The organism is Enterobacter sp. 61D5, assembly GCF_034107965.1.
Classification (GTDB): domain Bacteria; phylum Pseudomonadota; class Gammaproteobacteria; order Enterobacterales; family Enterobacteriaceae; genus Enterobacter; species Enterobacter cloacae_M.
In genome coordinates, this window is sequence record NZ_JAWNFK010000025.1 from 15,765 (window position 1) to 32,265 (window position 16,501).

The following is a 16,501-nucleotide window of genomic DNA, read 5'->3' on the forward strand; positions in this document are numbered from 1 at the left end:
TTCCTTGCAGTATTGTCGTGTTGTTTAGTTATGAAAAAGCCGGGTCTGTGCCCGGCTTATAGGTATTGTTTATCGTGCTAACGAATTTTATTCAAACAAATTCTGATGAAGTTTCTGCACGACCTGCTCGGCCTGATCGGCAGGCACCAGGAAGCAGAGGTTGTAGCTGGATGCGCCGTAGCAGATCATGCGGATGCTGAACGGGTCGAGCACGCCGAACACTTCTTTACCCACGCCGCAGGCGCGCGACAGCTTGTTGCCGATGATGGCAACCAGAGCCAGGTCTTCTTCTACTTCCACGCGGCACAGCTCAGACAGCTCAATCAGCAGCGACTGCGTCAGCAGCGTGTCGCCGGTGGAGGTCGAGCCGGTGGTGTCCAGCGTTAGCGCAATGCTCACTTCAGAGGTGGTGATCAGATCCACCGAGATATTATGGCGCGCCAGAATGCCAAACACTTCCGCCAGGAAACCGCGGGAATGCAGCATATTGTGGCTGTGGAGCGTCACCAGCGTCTGGCGACGACGCAGCGCCAGGGCGCGGAACAGCGGTGGGTTTTCCGTTTTCTTGCAGACCAGCGTCCCGCCTGCTTTCGGATCTTTACTGGAACCCACGAAGACCGGAATATCGCTGCGCACTGCCGGTAGCAGCGTTGCCGGGTGCAGCACTTTTGCGCCGAAGGTGGCCATTTCCGCCGCTTCTTCAAAGGCGATCACATCAATACGTTTAGCCGCGGAAACGACGCGCGGGTCGGTAGTGTAAATGCCCGGAACGTCAGTCCAGATATCCACGCGCGTTGCATGCAGGGCTTCGCCCAGCAGCGCGGCGGTGTAGTCGCTGCCGCCGCGGCCAAGCGTGGTAGTGCGGCCTTTCGCTTCACTGCCGATAAAGCCCTGGGTAATCACGATACCGTCTGCCAGGCGTGGTGCCAGCTGCTGATTGGTCAGCTCCGCCAGCGCCTCAACGTCCGGCTCGGCACGACCAAAGCGATCGCTGGTACGCATCACTTTACGCACGTCAAACCACTGCGCCTGAACGTTACGCTCGCGCATGATTTCGACAAACAGTAGGGTGGACATCAGCTCGCCGTGGCTGACCAGTTCGTCGGTCAGGGCGGTGGAAGTGGCCAGAGAGGCAGCTTCTGCCAGGGTGGTAATATTTTCCAGCAGACGCTCCACTTCCTCGCGGATGACGTTCGGGTTCTGCAGACGCTCAAGGATGTCGAACTGAATTTTGCGCAGTGCATCCAGCTTCACGAAACGTTCTGTCGCTTCCAGTCCTTCAGACAGAGAAACCAGCAGGTTCGTCACGCCGGCGGATGCAGACAGCACCACCAGGCGGGTATTCGGATCGGCCAGCACCACATCGGCGCTGCGGTTCATGGCATCGTAATCGGCCACACTGGTGCCGCCAAATTTGGCGACCACAAAACTCGTCATAACAACCTCGTGTCAGGGAATGAATAAGCGACCTTGGCACAAGAGTGAAACGAAAACAGGTGCAGGCGCAAAATACGGCCCTATAAATAAAATGCGGGGGAGGTCCTGTCAATGCTGGGATTATGCGGATTTTTTATGGGGGGGTACCCCTGAGAAACAGGACTTATAACAGCGCCAGATTTTATGCTCCGTTTTAGGGCTTTTTGACCGACATTTCGCCGCCCCGGGGGGCGCTTCAGCAGCTATACTTTTCGGGTCTTTTCACCTGTGTTTGATGCAGGCCAGGGCAATGGCATAAAAACCATCACAATTTTTATTTGCAGGCGCTACAATCGACCGCAGTCACAATTCTCAAATCAGAAGAGTATTGCTAATGAAAAACATCAACCCAACGCAGACCGCTGCCTGGCAGGCACTCCAGAAACATTTTGATGAAATGAAAGACGTCACCATCGCGGATCTGTTCGCGAAGGATGCCGATCGTTTCTCTAAGTTCTCCGCGACCTTCGACGACCTGATGCTGGTGGATTTCTCCAAAAACCGCATTACCGAAGAGACGCTGGCAAAACTGCAGGATCTGGCGAAAGAAACTGAGCTTGCCGACGCCATCAAATCCATGTTCTCCGGCGAGAAGATCAACCGTACCGAAGACCGTGCCGTGCTGCACGTGGCCCTGCGTAACCGTAGCAATACGCCAATCATCGTTGACGGCAAAGACGTCATGCCGGAAGTGAACGCGGTGCTGGAAAAGATGAAAACCTTCTCCGAAGCGATCATCTCCGGTAGCTGGAAAGGCTACACCGGCAAAGCGATCACCGACGTGGTGAACATCGGTATCGGCGGTTCTGACCTCGGCCCGTTCATGGTGACCGAAGCGCTGCGCCCGTATAAAAACCACCTCAATATGCACTTTGTGTCTAACGTCGATGGCACCCACATCGCCGAAGTGCTGAAGAACGTGAACCCGGAAACCACCCTGTTCCTGGTTGCGTCCAAAACCTTCACCACTCAGGAAACCATGACCAACGCCCACAGCGCGCGCGACTGGTTCCTGAAAACCGCAGGCGACAACAAGCACGTGGCGAAACACTTCGCGGCGCTGTCTACCAACGGCAAAGCGGTCAGCGAGTTCGGCATTGATACCGCGAACATGTTCGAGTTCTGGGACTGGGTCGGCGGCCGCTATTCCCTGTGGTCTGCGATCGGTCTGTCCATCATCCTGTCCGTGGGCTTCGACAACTTCGTTGAGCTGCTCTCCGGCGCGCACGCGATGGATAAACACTTCTCCACGACCGCACCAGAGAAAAACCTGCCGGTGCTGCTGGCGCTGATCGGTATCTGGTACAACAACTTCTTCGGCGCTGAAACCGAAGCGATCCTGCCGTACGACCAGTACATGCACCGCTTCGCAGCCTACTTCCAGCAGGGCAACATGGAATCCAACGGTAAATACGTTGACCGTAACGGCAACGCGGTGGATTACCAGACTGGCCCAATCATCTGGGGCGAGCCGGGCACCAACGGTCAGCATGCCTTCTACCAGCTGATCCACCAGGGCACCAAAATGGTACCGTGCGATTTCATCGCCCCGGCTATCACCCATAACCCGCTGTCCGACCACCATCCGAAGCTGCTGTCGAACTTCTTTGCGCAGACCGAAGCGCTGGCGTTCGGTAAATCCCGCGAAGTGGTTGAACAGGAATACCGTGACCAGGGTAAAGATCCGGCAACCCTGGACCACGTTGTGCCGTTCAAAGTGTTCGAAGGCAACCGTCCAACCAACTCCATCCTGCTGCGTGAAATCACGCCGTTCAGCCTGGGCGCGCTGATTGCCCTGTACGAGCACAAGATCTTCACGCAGGGCGCCATCCTGAACATCTTCACCTTTGACCAGTGGGGCGTTGAACTGGGCAAACAGCTGGCAAACCGTATTCTGCCAGAGCTGGGTGACGATAAAGCGATTGCCAGCCATGACAGCTCGACAAATGGTTTGATTAACCGTTATAAAGCATGGCGCGCGTAATTAAAACGTCATGAAAACGTGCCGGCTTAATGCCGGCATTTTTTTATCGGATAATTCCTGATGTCTGTTAGTTAACTCAAATTCTGGATCTGAGTTTAATCCGAAAAAGACGCTTAACCCGTTAATTGCTGGGGTTTATTTTAAGAAAATACGCAGTAATTCATTAATATTTTTATATTATAAATTATTGATTTTTATAAATTATATATTACTGCTATTTGTCTTTCATTTCCATTTTAACCATTAGTCCGAAAACCCTCTCCCTATTTCCCCTTACGGCAAACCCACGGCACTAGTTGTGTATACTCGATTCCGCCTGAAATTCTTTTCGGGCAAATCTCCATTCATTCATTGAAGGGAAATTGTTATGAAGAAAGTACTGTATGGCATTTTTGCCATATCTGCGCTTGCGGCGACATCTGTCTATGCAGCTCCGGTTCAGGTCGGGGAAGCAGCAGGTTCGGCTGCGACGTCTGCGTCTGCGGGAAGTTCTACCGCAGCCAGCGCCAGCACCGTAAGTTCAGCCGTGGGTGTCGCGCTGGCGGCAACCGGTGGCGGTGATGGCTCCAATACCGGAACCACGACCACCACGACAACCAGCACCCAGTAATAGCGGGTGTTTTAATCATAACCACACTTCGGTGTGGTTATTTCGCCCCTTCGGAGAAGAGTCGTGAAGCGACCTGCAATCATTCTGATTTGCCTGCTGCTGCAGGCGTGCTCGGCCACCACCAAAGGGCTGGGAAACTCACTGTGGGAAAGCATGTTCGGCACACCGGGCGTGCATTTGACCGATGACGAACTTCAAAACATGCCCTATGCCAGTCAGTACATGCAGCTTAACGATGGCCCGCAGCTGTTTGTGGTGCTCGCTTTCGATGAAAACGGGCAGCAGAAATGGGTGACGCAGGATCAGGCCACCATCGTGACGCAGCATGGTCGTATCGTGAAAACCCTGTTGGGCGGCGACAACCTGCTGGAAGTGAATAATATTGCTGCCGATCCGCTGATCGCGCCGAACCAGATCGCCGACGGCGCAAGCTGGATGCGCACGATGGGATGGACCGAACATAAGCAGGTGCGTTACGCCACGGCACGCTCGACCTTCCGCTGGGACGGTACGGACAGCGTGAAAGTCGGCAGCGACGAAACGCAGGTTCGCGTGCTGGATGAAGAAGTCACCACCGACCAGGCCACCTGGCACAACCGCTTCTGGATCGACGAGGAAGGACAGATCCGCCAGTCACTGCAGTATCTCGGTGCCGGATTCTTCCCGGTGAAAACCACCCTGATCAAGGCGGCGAAATCATGAAAACGCTCATCCACGTTGCGCTTATCGCCAGTTTTGCCGCGCCGCTGGCATGGTCCGCAGGGACGGTGAAGGTCTACACGCCGGACAGTGAAAAACCCAAAACCTTAACCCACGCTGAGCATCTGCTCGATCTCGTCGGACAGCCAAGGCTCGCCAACAGCTGGTGGCCGGGGGCAGTGATTGCTGAACGTCAGAAGACCGCTGAAGCGGAACAACAGCACAAGGCGCTCCTTGCCAGGCTGACGGGGTTAGCGGAGCAGGAAGATGGCGACGACGCGGCGGCGATTAACAGCGTTCGCCAGCAGCTGCAGGCGCTGAAGGTGACGGGCCGTCAGAACGTGAATCTTGATCCCGATGAAGTGCGCGTCACGGAAAAGGGCAACCCCACGCTTGAAGGGGAATATACGCTCTGGCTGCCGGTGAAGCCGACGACGGTGACCGTGATAGGGCTAATCAGCAGCCCGGGTAAAAAGCCCTTTACGCCCGGCCGTGACGTGGCGAGCTACCTCGACGAGCAGAGCCTGCTGAGCGGTGCCGATAACAGCTACGCCTGGGTGGTTTACCCTGACGGGCACACGCAGAAAGCCCCCGTCGCTTACTGGAATAAACGGCATATCGAACCTATGCCTGGCAGCATCATTTTTGTCGGTTTTGCCGACCATTTCTGGACGAAGGCGTATGACGGGCTTAATGCCGATATCCTTCACTCCCTGATTCAGCGGATACCGGAATAATGAAAAAAACCTATCTTTACAGCATGCTGGCGCTCTGCGTAAGCGCCGCCTGCCATGCAGAAACGTATCCGGCACCCATTGGCCCGTCTCAGTCAGACTTCGGCGGCGTCGGTTTACTGCAAACGCCCACCGCGCGTATGGCGCGCGAAGGGGAAATTAGCCTTAACTACCGTGATAACGACCAGTATCGTTACTACTCCGCCTCGGTACAGCTGTTCCCGTGGCTTGAAACCACGCTGCGCTATACCGACGTGCGTACGAAACAATACAGCAGCGTTGAGGCGTTCTCCGGCGATCAGACCTACAAAGATAAAGCCTTCGACGTCAAGCTGCGCCTGTGGGAAGAGAGCTACTGGATGCCGCAGGTGTCCGTGGGCGCCAAAGATATCGGTGGTACCGGTCTGTTTGATGCGGAATACATCGTGGCCAGCAAAGCCTGGGGCCCGTTCGACTTTTCGCTCGGCCTGGGATGGGGCTATCTCGGCACCAGCGGTAACGTGAAAAACCCGTTTTGCTCCTACAGCGACAAATATTGCTATCGCGATAACAGCTACAAAAAAGCCGGTTCCATCAACGGGGATCAGATGTTCCACGGCCCGGCATCGCTGTTTGGCGGCGTAGAGTATCAAACGCCCTGGCAGCCATTACGCCTGAAGCTGGAATATGAAGGGAATGACTACTCGCAGGACTTCGCCGGGAAGATTGAGCAGAAGAGCAAGTTTAACGTCGGCGCCATTTATCGCGTCACCGACTGGGCCGACGTTAACCTCAGCTACGAGCGCGGCAATACGGTGATGTTTGGCTTCACGCTGCGCACCAACTTTAACGACATGCGGCCTCACTACAATGATAACGCGCGCCCTGCATACCAGCCGGAGCCGCAGGATGCGATTCTGCAGCACTCCGTGGTGGCAAACCAGCTGACGCTGCTGAAATACAATGCCGGCCTGGCGGATCCGAAGATTCAGACCAAGGGCGACACGCTTTACGTCACCGGCGAGCAGGTAAAATACCGCGACTCACGGGAAGGGATCGAACGCGCCAACCGGATCGTGATGAACGATCTGCCGGAGGGGATCCGCACGATCCGCGTGACGGAGAACCGTCTCAACCTGCCGCAGGTCACAACCGAAACGGACGTTGCCAGCCTCAAGCGCCATCTGGAAGGCGAGCCGCTCGGGCATGAGACCGAGCTGGTGCAAAAACGCGTAGAGCCGATCGTGCCGGAAACCACCGAGCAGGGCTGGTATATCGACAAATCGCGCTTCGATTTCCATATTGATCCAGTGCTGAACCAGTCCGTGGGCGGGCCTGAAAACTTCTACATGTATCAGCTGGGCGTGATGGCGACGGCGGATCTATGGGTCACCGACCACCTGCTGACCACCGGCAGCCTGTTCGGCAACATCGCCAACAACTACGACAAATTCAACTACACCAACCCGCCAAAAGACTCGACGCTGCCGCGCGTGCGTACCCGCGTGCGTGAATACGTGCAGAACGATGCCTACGTGAATAACCTGCAGGCCAACTACTTCCAGTACTTCGGCAACGGCTTCTACGGCCAGGTGTACGGCGGGTATCTGGAAACCATGTACGGCGGCGCGGGGGCGGAAGTGCTTTATCGTCCTGTCGACAGCAACTGGGCGTTCGGGGTGGATGCCAACTACGTCAAGCAGCGTGACTGGCGCAGCGCGCAGGACATGATGAAGTTCACCGACTACAGCGTCAAAACGGGCCATCTGACCGCCTACTGGACGCCGTCGTTCGCCCCTGACGTGCTGGTGAAAGCCAGCGTCGGCCAGTACCTGGCGGGCGATAAGGGCGGCACGCTCGATATCTCTAAACACTTCGACAGCGGCGTCGTGGTGGGCGGCTACGCCACCATTACTAACGTTTCGCCGGACGAATACGGGGAAGGGGACTTCACTAAAGGGGTCTACGTGTCGATTCCGCTGGATCTGTTCTCGTCAGGCCCAACCCGCAGCCGCGCGGCGATTGGCTGGACGCCGCTGACGCGTGACGGGGGTCAGCAGCTTGGACGTAAGTTCCAGCTGTATGACATGACGAGCGATAAGAACATTAACTTCCGCTGATGCTTCACGCCGGGCGGCACCGCGTTTGCCCGGCCTGCTATTTTGTAGGCCCGGTAAGCGCAGCGCCACCGGGCGAATCACAAGCGGCGCAGTAGCCTCGCCGGGTTCCCGGCATAGACACCTTTCTCGACGATCGATTTTGTTACCACGCTCCCTGCACCAATCACCGCACCGTCGCAGATGGATACCGCCAGAATGGTCGCTCCACTGCCTATCGAAACATCATTCCCCACGGTAATATGGCCCCAGCTCTCTCGGTCGGCGTTCGGTTTCCCCTCCCGAAACATATCGTTGGCAAACATCACGCCATGGCCAACAAAGCAACGCTGACCAATAGTGACATACTCGCAGATGAAGGTGTGCGACTGGATTTTGCAGTCGTCACCGATGCGCGTATTGCCCTGGATTTCAACAAACGGGCCGACGAATACGCCATTGCCCAGCACACAGTCGTAAAGGTTAGCAGGTTCATATACGATCACATTGTCGCCACAGGTCACGTTGCGAACCCCGGTTTGTTTACGCTCCATCGGTTTTCTTCCTACATAAAACATAATTAAAAAATATAGATCCCCGTCACATTTTTGCGTTATACAGGAATCTCGCCCTGGAGAATGAGGTGCTGTATGACATCCCTGACTCGCCCGCGCGTTGAGTTTATCTCAACGATCCTCCAGACCGTGCTGAACCTCGGTCTGTTGAGCCTTGGCCTGATACTGGTCGTCTTTTTGGGTAAAGAGACGGTGCATCTTGCGGATGTACTGTTCGCCCCTGAACAAACCAGCAAATATGCGCTGGTGGAAGGCCTGGTGGTCTACTTTCTCTACTTTGAATTTATCGCCCTGATTGTGAAGTACTTTCAGTCCGGATTTCATTTCCCGCTGCGTTATTTTGTCTACATTGGGATCACTGCGATAGTGCGGCTGATCATCGTCGATCATAAATCCCCGCTCGACGTGCTGATCTACTCGGCAGCGATCCTGCTGCTGGTGATCACCCTCTGGCTGTGCAACTCGAAGCGGCTGAAACGCGAATAAAAAAATGGCGCTCCGAAGAGCGCCTAACAACAGTCACAAGTTGGGTCAATACAATACGTCTAAAGTTGAGGGTTGCAGTGGCATAACAAAATGAAACTTAACCTTTCACACCGCCCGCCGTCAGTCCGTTGACCAGCCAGCGCTGCGCCAGCAGGAACACCACGGTAATCGGGATGGCGGAAAGTACGGCCGCCGCGGCAAAGTCGCCCCACAGGTAGTTTTGTGGGTTGAGGTATTGCTGCATACCTACGGCCAGGGTGTAGCTGTTCACATCACGCAGTAACAGTGAGGCAACCGGTACTTCGGTGATCGCAGCGATAAACGACAGGATAAACACTACCGCCAGAATCGGCACCGACAGCGGCAGCAGCACCAGGCGGAACGCCTGCCACGGGGTTGCGCCATCCAGCGCGGCCGCTTCTTCCAGCGAGCCGTCGATAGTTTCGAAATAGCCTTTAATGGTCCATACATGCAGTGCGATACCGCCAAGATAGGCGAAGATCACGCCGCCGTGGGTGTTCAGGCCGATAAAGGGTACGTACTGGCCCAGACGGTCAAACAAGGCATACAACGCCACCAGCGACAGCACGGCCGGGAACATCTGGAAAATCAGCATCCCTTTCAGCAGCGTCGCTTTGCCCGGGAAACGCATGCGGGCGAAGGCGTAGGCGCAGGTGGTGGAAAGCGCCACGATACCAATGGCGGTAATGCCTGCGATTTTCACCGAGTTCCACAGCCACAGCAGCACCGGGAATGGCGGCGGTGTGACGCGGCCATCCGCGTGTTCCACGCTGAAGCCCAGCGCGAGCTTCCAGTGCTCCCAGGAGATTTCGTCCGGGATCAGGCTCCCCGTCGCGAAGTTACCCGAACGCAGGGAGATGGCGATAACCATCAGCAGCGGGAACATGATCGCCGCGATGAAAATCAGCAGGCCTAAGTGCGTCGCCAGGAGGCGCAACTTCTGAGATTTGGGTTGTACCATAGCCATGATTGATGCCCTCCTTAATCAAATTTCATACGTGTGGCTTTCAGGTTCACAATCGCCAGAGCGCCTACCAGCAGGAAGATCAGGGTGGCAATCGCTGCCGCCAGACCGAAGTCCTGGCCGCCGCCGCCTTCGAAGGCGATACGGTAGGTGTAGCTCACGAGCAGGTCGGTATAACCTGCTGGCGTCGTGGTGCCAAGGCGGTCCGGGCCGCCGTTGGTCAACAGCTGAATCAGCACGAAGTTGTTAAAGTTAAAGGCGAAGCTGGCAATCATCAGCGGCGTCAGCGGCTTAATGAGCAGCGGCAGCGTAATTTTAAAGAAGTTCTGGAACGGGCCCGCGCCGTCCATCGCCGAGGCTTCGTACAGATCGTCCGGGATAGCCTTCAGCAGGCCCATGCACAGGATCATCATGTACGGATAACCGAGCCAGGTGTTCACGATGATAATCATCGAGCGAGCGGTGGTCGGGTCGCTGAACCAGGCCGGTTTGATGCCGAACAGGGCGCTCAGCATCATGTTGATTTCACCGAAGCTCTGGTTAAACAGCCCTTTGAAAATCAGAATCGAGATAAACGACGGTACGGCATACGGCAGGATCAGCAGCACGCGGTAAATCGCTTTGCCTTTCAGGGATTCCCACTGGACCAGACAGGCCAGCACCATGCCCACAGCCACGGTCAGGATCACCGTCAGCACCGAGAAGACCACCGTCCAGACGAAGATGGCGAAGAACGGTTTTTGAATGCCTTCGTCGGTAAACACGCGGGTAAAGTTGTCCCAGCCGATGGTGACGGTATAGCCCGGGCTGAGCTTGTCATCACCCCATTTGCCGTCGGCAGTAATGGACTGATAGAAACCAATGTCGTTATTCGGACGATATTTCACGCCGCTCTGGTTGTTGGTCAGCGTGCCGTCGTCCGCCAGGGTATACAGTGGCTGCGTGCCGGAGAACTGGCGCAGCGAGCTCATGGTCACCTTGCTTTCGTCTGGCAGCACGGCGGTGAGCTGGGTCAGCGCCTGACGGTTCTGGGTAATGACGCGCAGGTTGGCACGTTCACCTTCCGGCAGGGCCTGTGCCTCTTTTAAGGCCAGCTTCTGCTCGCCGCCAAATTTGAACGCGTCGGAGACATAGTATTTGCTGTTTGCTTCGTCAGTAAGCGCTAACTTCCACTCGTTACCGTCAGGATACAGGCCGAAGTTAAAGGTCTTGCCTGCCTGATATGAGCGATCCAGCAGGACCTGCTGCGCGCGTTCCTGCGCAAGCTGGTTGGTGCTGCTGTAGTTGGTAAACGCAATGGCGATGGTACAAATCAGCGGGAACAGGACAAACAGCCCCATCCCGGCCACGCCCGGGTAGACATAGCGCCAGGCATAGGCTTTACGATTAGCGAAAATATACAGGCCAGCAGAGCTTAAAATCAGCGTCATGATGGCGAACAGATATTCCCCTTGTACGTACATTAAAACAACAAGGTAACCCACCAGCAGACACAGCAGACCTATCGCTGACCACTTCAGCGCGTCGCTTTGCCACCAGCGTTTCTTTTTAATGACATCCATGGGGTTTTTCCTCTACAACGTTTGATCTTTTCTCCCTCTCCTGGGGGAGAGGGCCGGGGTGAGGGCGTGCGGATAGCGCCAACCTTCACCCTAACCCTCTCCCAAAGGGAGAGGGGACTACGTCATTACTTAGTAATACGACCCTGAGCATCTTTCAGCGCGGCATCGACAGTCTGACGACCGCTTGCAGCGTTGATGACCGCGGTACGCGTGGCGTACCAGAACGCAGCCATCTGTGGGATGTTCGGCATGATTTCGCCTTTCTGGGCGTTATCCATGGTGGCCGCGATACGTGGGTCTTTCGCCAGCTGATCCTGGAAGGATTTCAGCGCGACGGCGCCCAGCGGTTTGTCCTTGTTCACTTCATCCAGACCCTGATCGGTCAGCAGGTAGTTTTCCAGGAACTCTTTCGCCAGCTCTTTGTTCGGGCTGGCGGCGTTGATACCTGCGCTCAGCACGCCAACGAACGGTTTAGACGGCTTGCCTTTGAAGGTTGGCAGCAGCGTCACGCCGTAATTGACTTTGCTCTTGTCGATGTTGGTCCAGGCCCACGGACCGTTGATGGTCATCGCGGTTTCGCCTTTGTTGAACGCCGCTTCCGCGATGGAGTAGTCGGTATCCGCGTTCATGTGTTTGTTCTTGATCAGATCCACCAGGAAGGTCAGACCCGCTTTCGCGCCAGCGTTGTCCACGCCCACGTCTTTCACGTCATATTTGCCGTTTTCAAACTTGAACGCGTAACCGCCGTCGGCAGCAATCAGCGGCCAGGTGAAGTACGGCTCTTGCAGGTTGAACATCAGGGCGGATTTACCTTTCGCCTTCAGCTCTTTATCCAGTTTCGGGATCTCTTCCCAGGTTTTCGGTGGGTTTGGTACCAGGTCTTTGTTGTAAATCAGAGACAGGGCTTCAACCGCGATAGGGTAAGCGATCAGCTTGCCGTTATAGCGAACGGCATCCCAAGTGAACGGGAACAGCTTGTCCTGGAAGGCTTTATCTGGCGTCACTTCTGCCAGCAGGCCAGACTGCGCGTAACCCCCGAAACGGTCATGCGCCCAGAAGATGATGTCCGGGCCGTCGCCGGTTGCTGCAACCTGCGGGAACTTCTCTTCCAGCTTGTCCGGGTGTTCTACGGTAACTTTGATGCCGGTATCTTTTTCGAATTTTTTGCCCACTTCGGCAAGGCCGTTATAGCCCTTATCGCCGTTAATCCAGATAACCAGCTTGCCTTCTTCAATTTTGGCGAGCGCTGGGGCGGAAACCATCATTGCTGCAAGGGCGGACAATGCGAAAACGCGTGCGCCAGTCTTGATATTCATATCTGCCATCCTTTTTGGTGATGTGCTCGTGGATACATAAGGTGGTTCAACGTGACTCAGTCTCCTTATTTGACATCCTCTTTCCATCCTCCCAACCCCTACGCCCCACCCCCCGTTTGTGTGATCTCCGTTGCATAAATTTAAGTTATGAGTGCTGGCGCACATAAAAACCCACCGAATTTTGCAGGCGGCTTCACGAATTTTGCCTCAGCCCGCCCGCGGCGGTCGCAGAGCCTGCTCCCTCATCCTCCCGCCTCCTCCCCCATAAAAAAGGCGGGGGGTGGAGGATTCGGGAAAGTAATGGATACCCCATAGTGAACTTATCTTGAATGTTTCTGTCGGTGACAGGTTGTAACGAAGGGAGAAGGGCATGGCGAGCGTACAGCTGCGTAATGTAACGAAAGCCTGGGGTGACGTTGTGGTGTCGAAAGACATCAATCTGGACATCAACGAAGGCGAATTCGTGGTGTTTGTTGGCCCATCAGGCTGTGGTAAATCTACTCTGCTGCGTATGATTGCCGGTCTTGAAACGATTACCAGCGGCGACCTGCTGATTGGTGATACCCGAATGAACGACATCCCGCCTGCCGAACGTGGCGTCGGTATGGTGTTCCAGTCTTATGCACTCTATCCACACCTTTCCGTTGCCGAAAATATGTCCTTTGGCCTGAAGCTGGCCGGCGCGAAGAAAGAAGTCATTAACCAGCGCGTGACGCAGGTGGCGGAAGTGTTACAGCTGGCCCACCTGCTGGAGCGTAAACCAAAAGCGCTTTCCGGTGGTCAGCGTCAGCGTGTGGCGATTGGCCGTACGCTGGTGGCCGAACCGCGCGTGTTCCTGCTCGATGAACCTCTCTCTAACCTGGATGCCGCCCTGCGCGTCCAGATGCGCATTGAAATCTCCCGTCTGCACAAGCGTCTTGGCCGCACGATGATTTACGTCACCCACGATCAGGTGGAAGCGATGACCCTCGCCGACAAAATCGTGGTGCTGGATGCCGGCCGCGTGGCGCAGGTGGGTAAACCGCTGGAGCTGTACCACTACCCGGCAGACCGCTTTGTTGCGGGCTTCATTGGCTCGCCAAAGATGAACTTCCTGCCCGTCAAAGTGACCGCGACAGCCATTGAACAGGTACAGGTGGAGCTGCCAAACCGCCAGCAGGTCTGGCTACCGGTCGACAGCGCCAACGTACAGGTCGGGGCAAACATGTCCCTCGGTATTCGTCCTGAGCACCTGCTGCCGAGCCACATCGCTGATGTGACCCTGGAAGGTGACGTTCAGGTCGTCGAACAGCTTGGTCACGAAACACAGATTCATATCCAGATCCCCGCCATCCGTCAGAACCTGGTCTACCGCCAGAACGACGTGGTGTTGGTAGAAGAGGGTGCCACATTCGCTATCGGCTTGCCGCCAGAGCGTTGCCATCTGTTCCGTGAGGATGGCACTGCATGTCGTCGGTTGCACAAAGAGCCAGGCGTTTAAGCAATCCCAAAAGAAGACACGAAACCGACAGGTGAAGTGTTCAAAGAAAAGCAATGATCTCAGGAGATAGAATGATGATTACTCTGCGCAAACAAGTCCCTCTGGCAATCGCCATTGCGGCAGGCATCCTGTCTGCCCAGGCAGGCGCCGTGGACTTTAAAGGTTATGCTCGTTCCGGTATTGGCTGGACCGGGAGTGGCGGTGAGCAGCAATGCTTCCAGGCAACAGGTGCTCAAAGTAAATACCGTCTCGGTAACGAATGTGAGACCTACGCTGAACTGAAACTGGGCCAGGAAGTGTGGAAAGAGGGCGATAAGAGCTTCTACTTCGACACCAACGTCGCGTATTCCGTTTCTCAGCAGAACGACTGGGAATCCACCAGCCCGGCCTTCCGTGAAGCTAACGTGCAGGGTAAAAACCTCATTGAAGCACTGCCAGGTTCCACCATCTGGGCCGGTAAGCGCTTCTATCAGCGTCATGACGTTCACATGATCGACTTCTACTACTGGGATATTTCAGGTCCTGGTGCGGGTATCGAAAACATCGACCTGGGCTTCGGTAAGCTCTCTCTGGCCGCAACCCGTTCTTCTGAAGCGGGCGGCTCAGCGACCTTTGCCGATCGTGACGCGCTGGGTAACCGTATTTATGACAACCTGGTACCGAACGATGTCTTCGACGTCCGTTTAGCACAGATGCAGGTCAACGAAGGCGGTACGCTGGAGTTCGGTGTTGATTATGGTCACACCAATATTCCTGATGATTACTACCTGCAGCCTGGCGCGTCTAAAGACGGCTGGATGTTCACTGCTGAACATACCCAGAGCATGCTGAAGGGCTTTAACAAATTTGTGCTGCAGTACGCAACTGACTCTATGACCTCCAACGGCAAGGGCCGTGCGGAAGGTGGTAGCATCAACAACAACGGCGACATGTGGCGTGTGCTGGACCACGGTGCGATCTCTCTGGGCGACTCCTGGGATCTGATGTACGTGGGTATGTACCAGGACATCAACCTGGATAACAACAACGGCACCAAATGGTGGACTGTCGGTGTTCGTCCTATGTACAAATGGACGCCAATCATGAGCACCCTGCTGGAAGTGGGCTACGACAACGTCAAGTCTCAGAAAACTGACGACACTAACAGCCAGTACAAAATTACCCTGGCACAGCAATGGCAGGCTGGCGATAGCATCTGGTCCCGTCCGGCTATCCGTGTCTTCGCAACCTACGCGAAATGGGATGAGAAATGGGGCTACGCGAACGGCGACTCCGGTGCAGGCTATGACTCTGGTATTGCGTACAGCGACACGTCCGCAAAAACCTTCAGCCGCGGCGACTCTGATGAGTGGACCTTCGGTGCCCAGATGGAAATCTGGTGGTAATTCGTTAGACCTGACGTAATGACCTAAAAAGAGGGGCGTAAGCCCCTCTATCCTTAGGGTGCTGCGCGCTATTGCCTGGCCACCGCAGTGCTCACGCTATCAGAGGTAATAACAATGAAAATGAAGAAAAGTCTCGTCGCGCTGTGCCTCTCTGCGGGGCTGATGGCCTGTGTTCCGGCGGTCTCCTTTGCAGACGTGAATTTCGTACCACAAAATACCAGCGCTGCGCCGGCTATCCCGGCGGCGGCCCTCCAGCAGCTGACGTGGACGCCAGTTGATCAATCCAAAACCCAGTCGACACAGCTTTCTACGGGCGGCCAGCAGCTGAACGTACCGGGTATCACCGGGCCGGTTGCCGCCTACAGCGTGCCGGCTAACATTGGCGAGCTAACCCTGACGCTGACCAGCGAAGTGAACAAGCAAACCAGCGTATTTGCACCGAACGTGCTGATTCTGGATCAGAATCTGACGCCGTCTGCCTTCTTCCCAAGCGAGTACTTTAGCTACCAGGAGCCTGGCGTCATGAGCGCCGACCGTCTGGAAGGAAAAATGCGCCTGACGCCAGCGTTGGGACAGCAGAAGATTTATGTTCTGGTTTTCACGACTGAAAAAGATCTACAGCAGACCACTAAGCTTATCGATCCGGCAAAAGCCTACGCCAAAGGAACGGGTAACTCTGTTCCGGATATCCCGGATCCGTTAGCGCGCCACGTCACCGACGGCCTGCTCAAACTGAAAGTCTCAACTAACAATGCGTCCAGCGTGCTGGTCGGCCCGCTGTTTGGCTCCTCCGGCACCGGCCCTGTCACCGTAGGTAACACTGCTGCACCTGTTTATACCGCGCCAGCTGCCACGGCAACCGCGCCAGCTGCCACGGCAACCGCACCGGTAGCGACCGCAGCACCTGCCCCGGCGAAGAAAGCCGAGCCGGTACTGAACGACACCGAAGAGTACTTCAACAACGCCATTAAGCAGGCGGTGAAGCGCGGCGATGTCGATAAAGCGCTGAAACTGCTTGATGAAGCCGAACGTTTAGGTTCAACCACTGCCCGTTCCACCTTTATCAGCAGTGTAAAAGGCAAGGGGTAACCGTTTCCCCACAGTGCTGATTTGTTAGTAGTTTGGTGCGCCTGA

General features: G+C 55.7%; 14 protein-coding genes. 9 read left to right on the forward strand and 5 right to left on the reverse strand.

What is annotated here, in order from left to right:
* Nucleotides 1–87: 87 nt before the first annotated feature.
* Complete coding sequence (gene lysC, locus UTM25_RS20615) at nt 88–1,437, reverse strand: lysine-sensitive aspartokinase 3 (protein WP_023309996.1); 1,350 nt, start codon at nt 1,435–1,437, stop codon at nt 88–90.
* A 373-nt stretch (nt 1,438–1,810) separates the two neighbouring features.
* Here lysC and pgi point away from each other — a divergent pair, with 373 nt between their 5' ends.
* From pgi to UTM25_RS20640, 5 genes are all read left to right on the forward strand, one after another.
* Nucleotides 1,811–3,460 (forward strand): glucose-6-phosphate isomerase, encoded by a 1,650-nt coding sequence (gene pgi, locus UTM25_RS20620; protein WP_048977787.1) that lies wholly within the window; start codon nt 1,811–1,813, stop codon nt 3,458–3,460.
* Nucleotides 3,461–3,827: 367 nt separating this feature from the next.
* The gene (gene yjbE, locus UTM25_RS20625) at nt 3,828–4,070 is read left to right on the forward strand and encodes an exopolysaccharide production protein YjbE (protein WP_008503423.1); all 243 of its coding nucleotides are present in this window, start codon (nt 3,828–3,830) and stop codon (nt 4,068–4,070) included.
* Nucleotides 4,071–4,133: 63 nt separating this feature from the next.
* Complete coding sequence (locus UTM25_RS20630) at nt 4,134–4,772, forward strand: YjbF family lipoprotein (protein WP_194401659.1); 639 nt, start codon at nt 4,134–4,136, stop codon at nt 4,770–4,772.
* Nucleotides 4,769–5,506, forward strand: coding sequence for a capsule biosynthesis GfcC D2 domain-containing protein (locus tag UTM25_RS20635; RefSeq protein WP_194401658.1), 738 nt, complete (start codon nt 4,769–4,771; stop codon nt 5,504–5,506). Before UTM25_RS20630 ends, UTM25_RS20635 begins: the two co-directional genes overlap by 4 nt.
* Complete coding sequence (locus tag UTM25_RS20640) at nt 5,506–7,602, forward strand: YjbH domain-containing protein (RefSeq protein WP_194401657.1); 2,097 nt, start codon at nt 5,506–5,508, stop codon at nt 7,600–7,602. The genes UTM25_RS20635 and UTM25_RS20640 overlap by 1 nt, the downstream gene beginning before the upstream one ends.
* A gap of 77 nt (nt 7,603–7,679) precedes the next feature.
* Here the strand turns inward: UTM25_RS20640 and UTM25_RS20645 are convergent, their stop codons facing one another.
* Nucleotides 7,680–8,132, reverse strand: coding sequence for an acyltransferase (locus tag UTM25_RS20645; RefSeq protein ID WP_045355214.1), 453 nt, complete (start codon nt 8,130–8,132; stop codon nt 7,680–7,682).
* Nucleotides 8,133–8,228: 96 nt separating this feature from the next.
* Here UTM25_RS20645 and psiE point away from each other — a divergent pair, with 96 nt between their 5' ends.
* Nucleotides 8,229–8,639: a phosphate-starvation-inducible protein PsiE gene (gene psiE, locus UTM25_RS20650; RefSeq protein ID WP_000202963.1), complete on the forward strand. Its 411-nt coding sequence runs from the start codon at nt 8,229–8,231 to the stop codon at nt 8,637–8,639.
* 97 nt (nt 8,640–8,736) lie between these two features.
* On the opposite strand, the gene malG is transcribed toward psiE, so the two are convergent.
* From malG to malE, 3 genes are all read right to left on the reverse strand, one after another.
* Entirely contained in the window at nt 8,737–9,627 is an 891-nt protein-coding gene (gene malG, locus UTM25_RS20655) for a maltose ABC transporter permease MalG (RefSeq protein WP_023310002.1), read from the reverse strand.
* Nucleotides 9,628–9,641: 14 nt separating this feature from the next.
* The gene (gene malF, locus UTM25_RS20660; protein ID WP_063440313.1) at nt 9,642–11,186 is read right to left on the reverse strand and encodes a maltose ABC transporter permease MalF; all 1,545 of its coding nucleotides are present in this window, start codon (nt 11,184–11,186) and stop codon (nt 9,642–9,644) included.
* A gap of 125 nt (nt 11,187–11,311) precedes the next feature.
* The gene (gene malE, locus UTM25_RS20665; RefSeq protein WP_033144384.1) at nt 11,312–12,502 is read right to left on the reverse strand and encodes a maltose/maltodextrin ABC transporter substrate-binding protein MalE; all 1,191 of its coding nucleotides are present in this window, start codon (nt 12,500–12,502) and stop codon (nt 11,312–11,314) included.
* Between the two features lie 370 nt (nt 12,503–12,872).
* Here malE and malK point away from each other — a divergent pair, with 370 nt between their 5' ends.
* The 3 genes from malK (at nt 12,873) to malM (ending at nt 16,456) form a co-directional block, all read left to right on the forward strand.
* Nucleotides 12,873–13,982 carry a maltose/maltodextrin ABC transporter ATP-binding protein MalK gene (malK, locus tag UTM25_RS20670; RefSeq protein ID WP_023310005.1) on the forward strand — a complete coding sequence of 370 codons (1,110 nt, stop codon included), beginning with the start codon at nt 12,873–12,875 and terminating at the stop codon, nt 13,980–13,982.
* Nucleotides 13,983–14,053: 71 nt separating this feature from the next.
* Complete coding sequence (locus UTM25_RS20675; RefSeq protein ID WP_029740620.1) at nt 14,054–15,367, forward strand: maltoporin; 1,314 nt, start codon at nt 14,054–14,056, stop codon at nt 15,365–15,367.
* 114 nt (nt 15,368–15,481) lie between these two features.
* On the forward strand, nt 15,482–16,456 hold the full coding sequence (gene malM, locus UTM25_RS20680; protein WP_194401656.1) for a maltose operon protein MalM: 975 nt from the start codon (nt 15,482–15,484) through the stop codon (nt 16,454–16,456).
* Nucleotides 16,457–16,501: the final 45 nt, after the last annotated feature.

Excerpts from the sequence above, each read along its gene's own strand:
- malK (WP_023310005.1), top strand. The coding sequence starts at position 12,873 with ATGGCGAGCGTACAGCTGCGTAATGTAACGAAAGCCTGGGGTGACGTT.
- lysC (WP_023309996.1), bottom strand. The coding sequence starts at position 1,437 with ATGACGAGTTTTGTGGTCGCCAAATTTGGCGGCACCAGTGTGGCCGAT.
- malE (WP_033144384.1), bottom strand. The coding sequence starts at position 12,502 with ATGAATATCAAGACTGGCGCACGCGTTTTCGCATTGTCCGCCCTTGCA.
- UTM25_RS20645 (WP_045355214.1), bottom strand. The coding sequence starts at position 8,132 with ATGGAGCGTAAACAAACCGGGGTTCGCAACGTGACCTGTGGCGACAAT.
- malG (WP_023310002.1), bottom strand. The coding sequence starts at position 9,627 with ATGGCTATGGTACAACCCAAATCTCAGAAGTTGCGCCTCCTGGCGACG.
- psiE (WP_000202963.1), top strand. The coding sequence starts at position 8,229 with ATGACATCCCTGACTCGCCCGCGCGTTGAGTTTATCTCAACGATCCTC.
- UTM25_RS20675 (WP_029740620.1), top strand. The coding sequence starts at position 14,054 with ATGATGATTACTCTGCGCAAACAAGTCCCTCTGGCAATCGCCATTGCG.
- pgi (WP_048977787.1), top strand. The coding sequence starts at position 1,811 with ATGAAAAACATCAACCCAACGCAGACCGCTGCCTGGCAGGCACTCCAG.
- malF (WP_063440313.1), bottom strand. The coding sequence starts at position 11,186 with ATGGATGTCATTAAAAAGAAACGCTGGTGGCAAAGCGACGCGCTGAAG.
- UTM25_RS20640 (WP_194401657.1), top strand. The coding sequence starts at position 5,506 with ATGAAAAAAACCTATCTTTACAGCATGCTGGCGCTCTGCGTAAGCGCC.
- malM (WP_194401656.1), top strand. The coding sequence starts at position 15,482 with ATGAAAATGAAGAAAAGTCTCGTCGCGCTGTGCCTCTCTGCGGGGCTG.
- UTM25_RS20635 (WP_194401658.1), top strand. The coding sequence starts at position 4,769 with ATGAAAACGCTCATCCACGTTGCGCTTATCGCCAGTTTTGCCGCGCCG.
- yjbE (WP_008503423.1), top strand. The coding sequence starts at position 3,828 with ATGAAGAAAGTACTGTATGGCATTTTTGCCATATCTGCGCTTGCGGCG.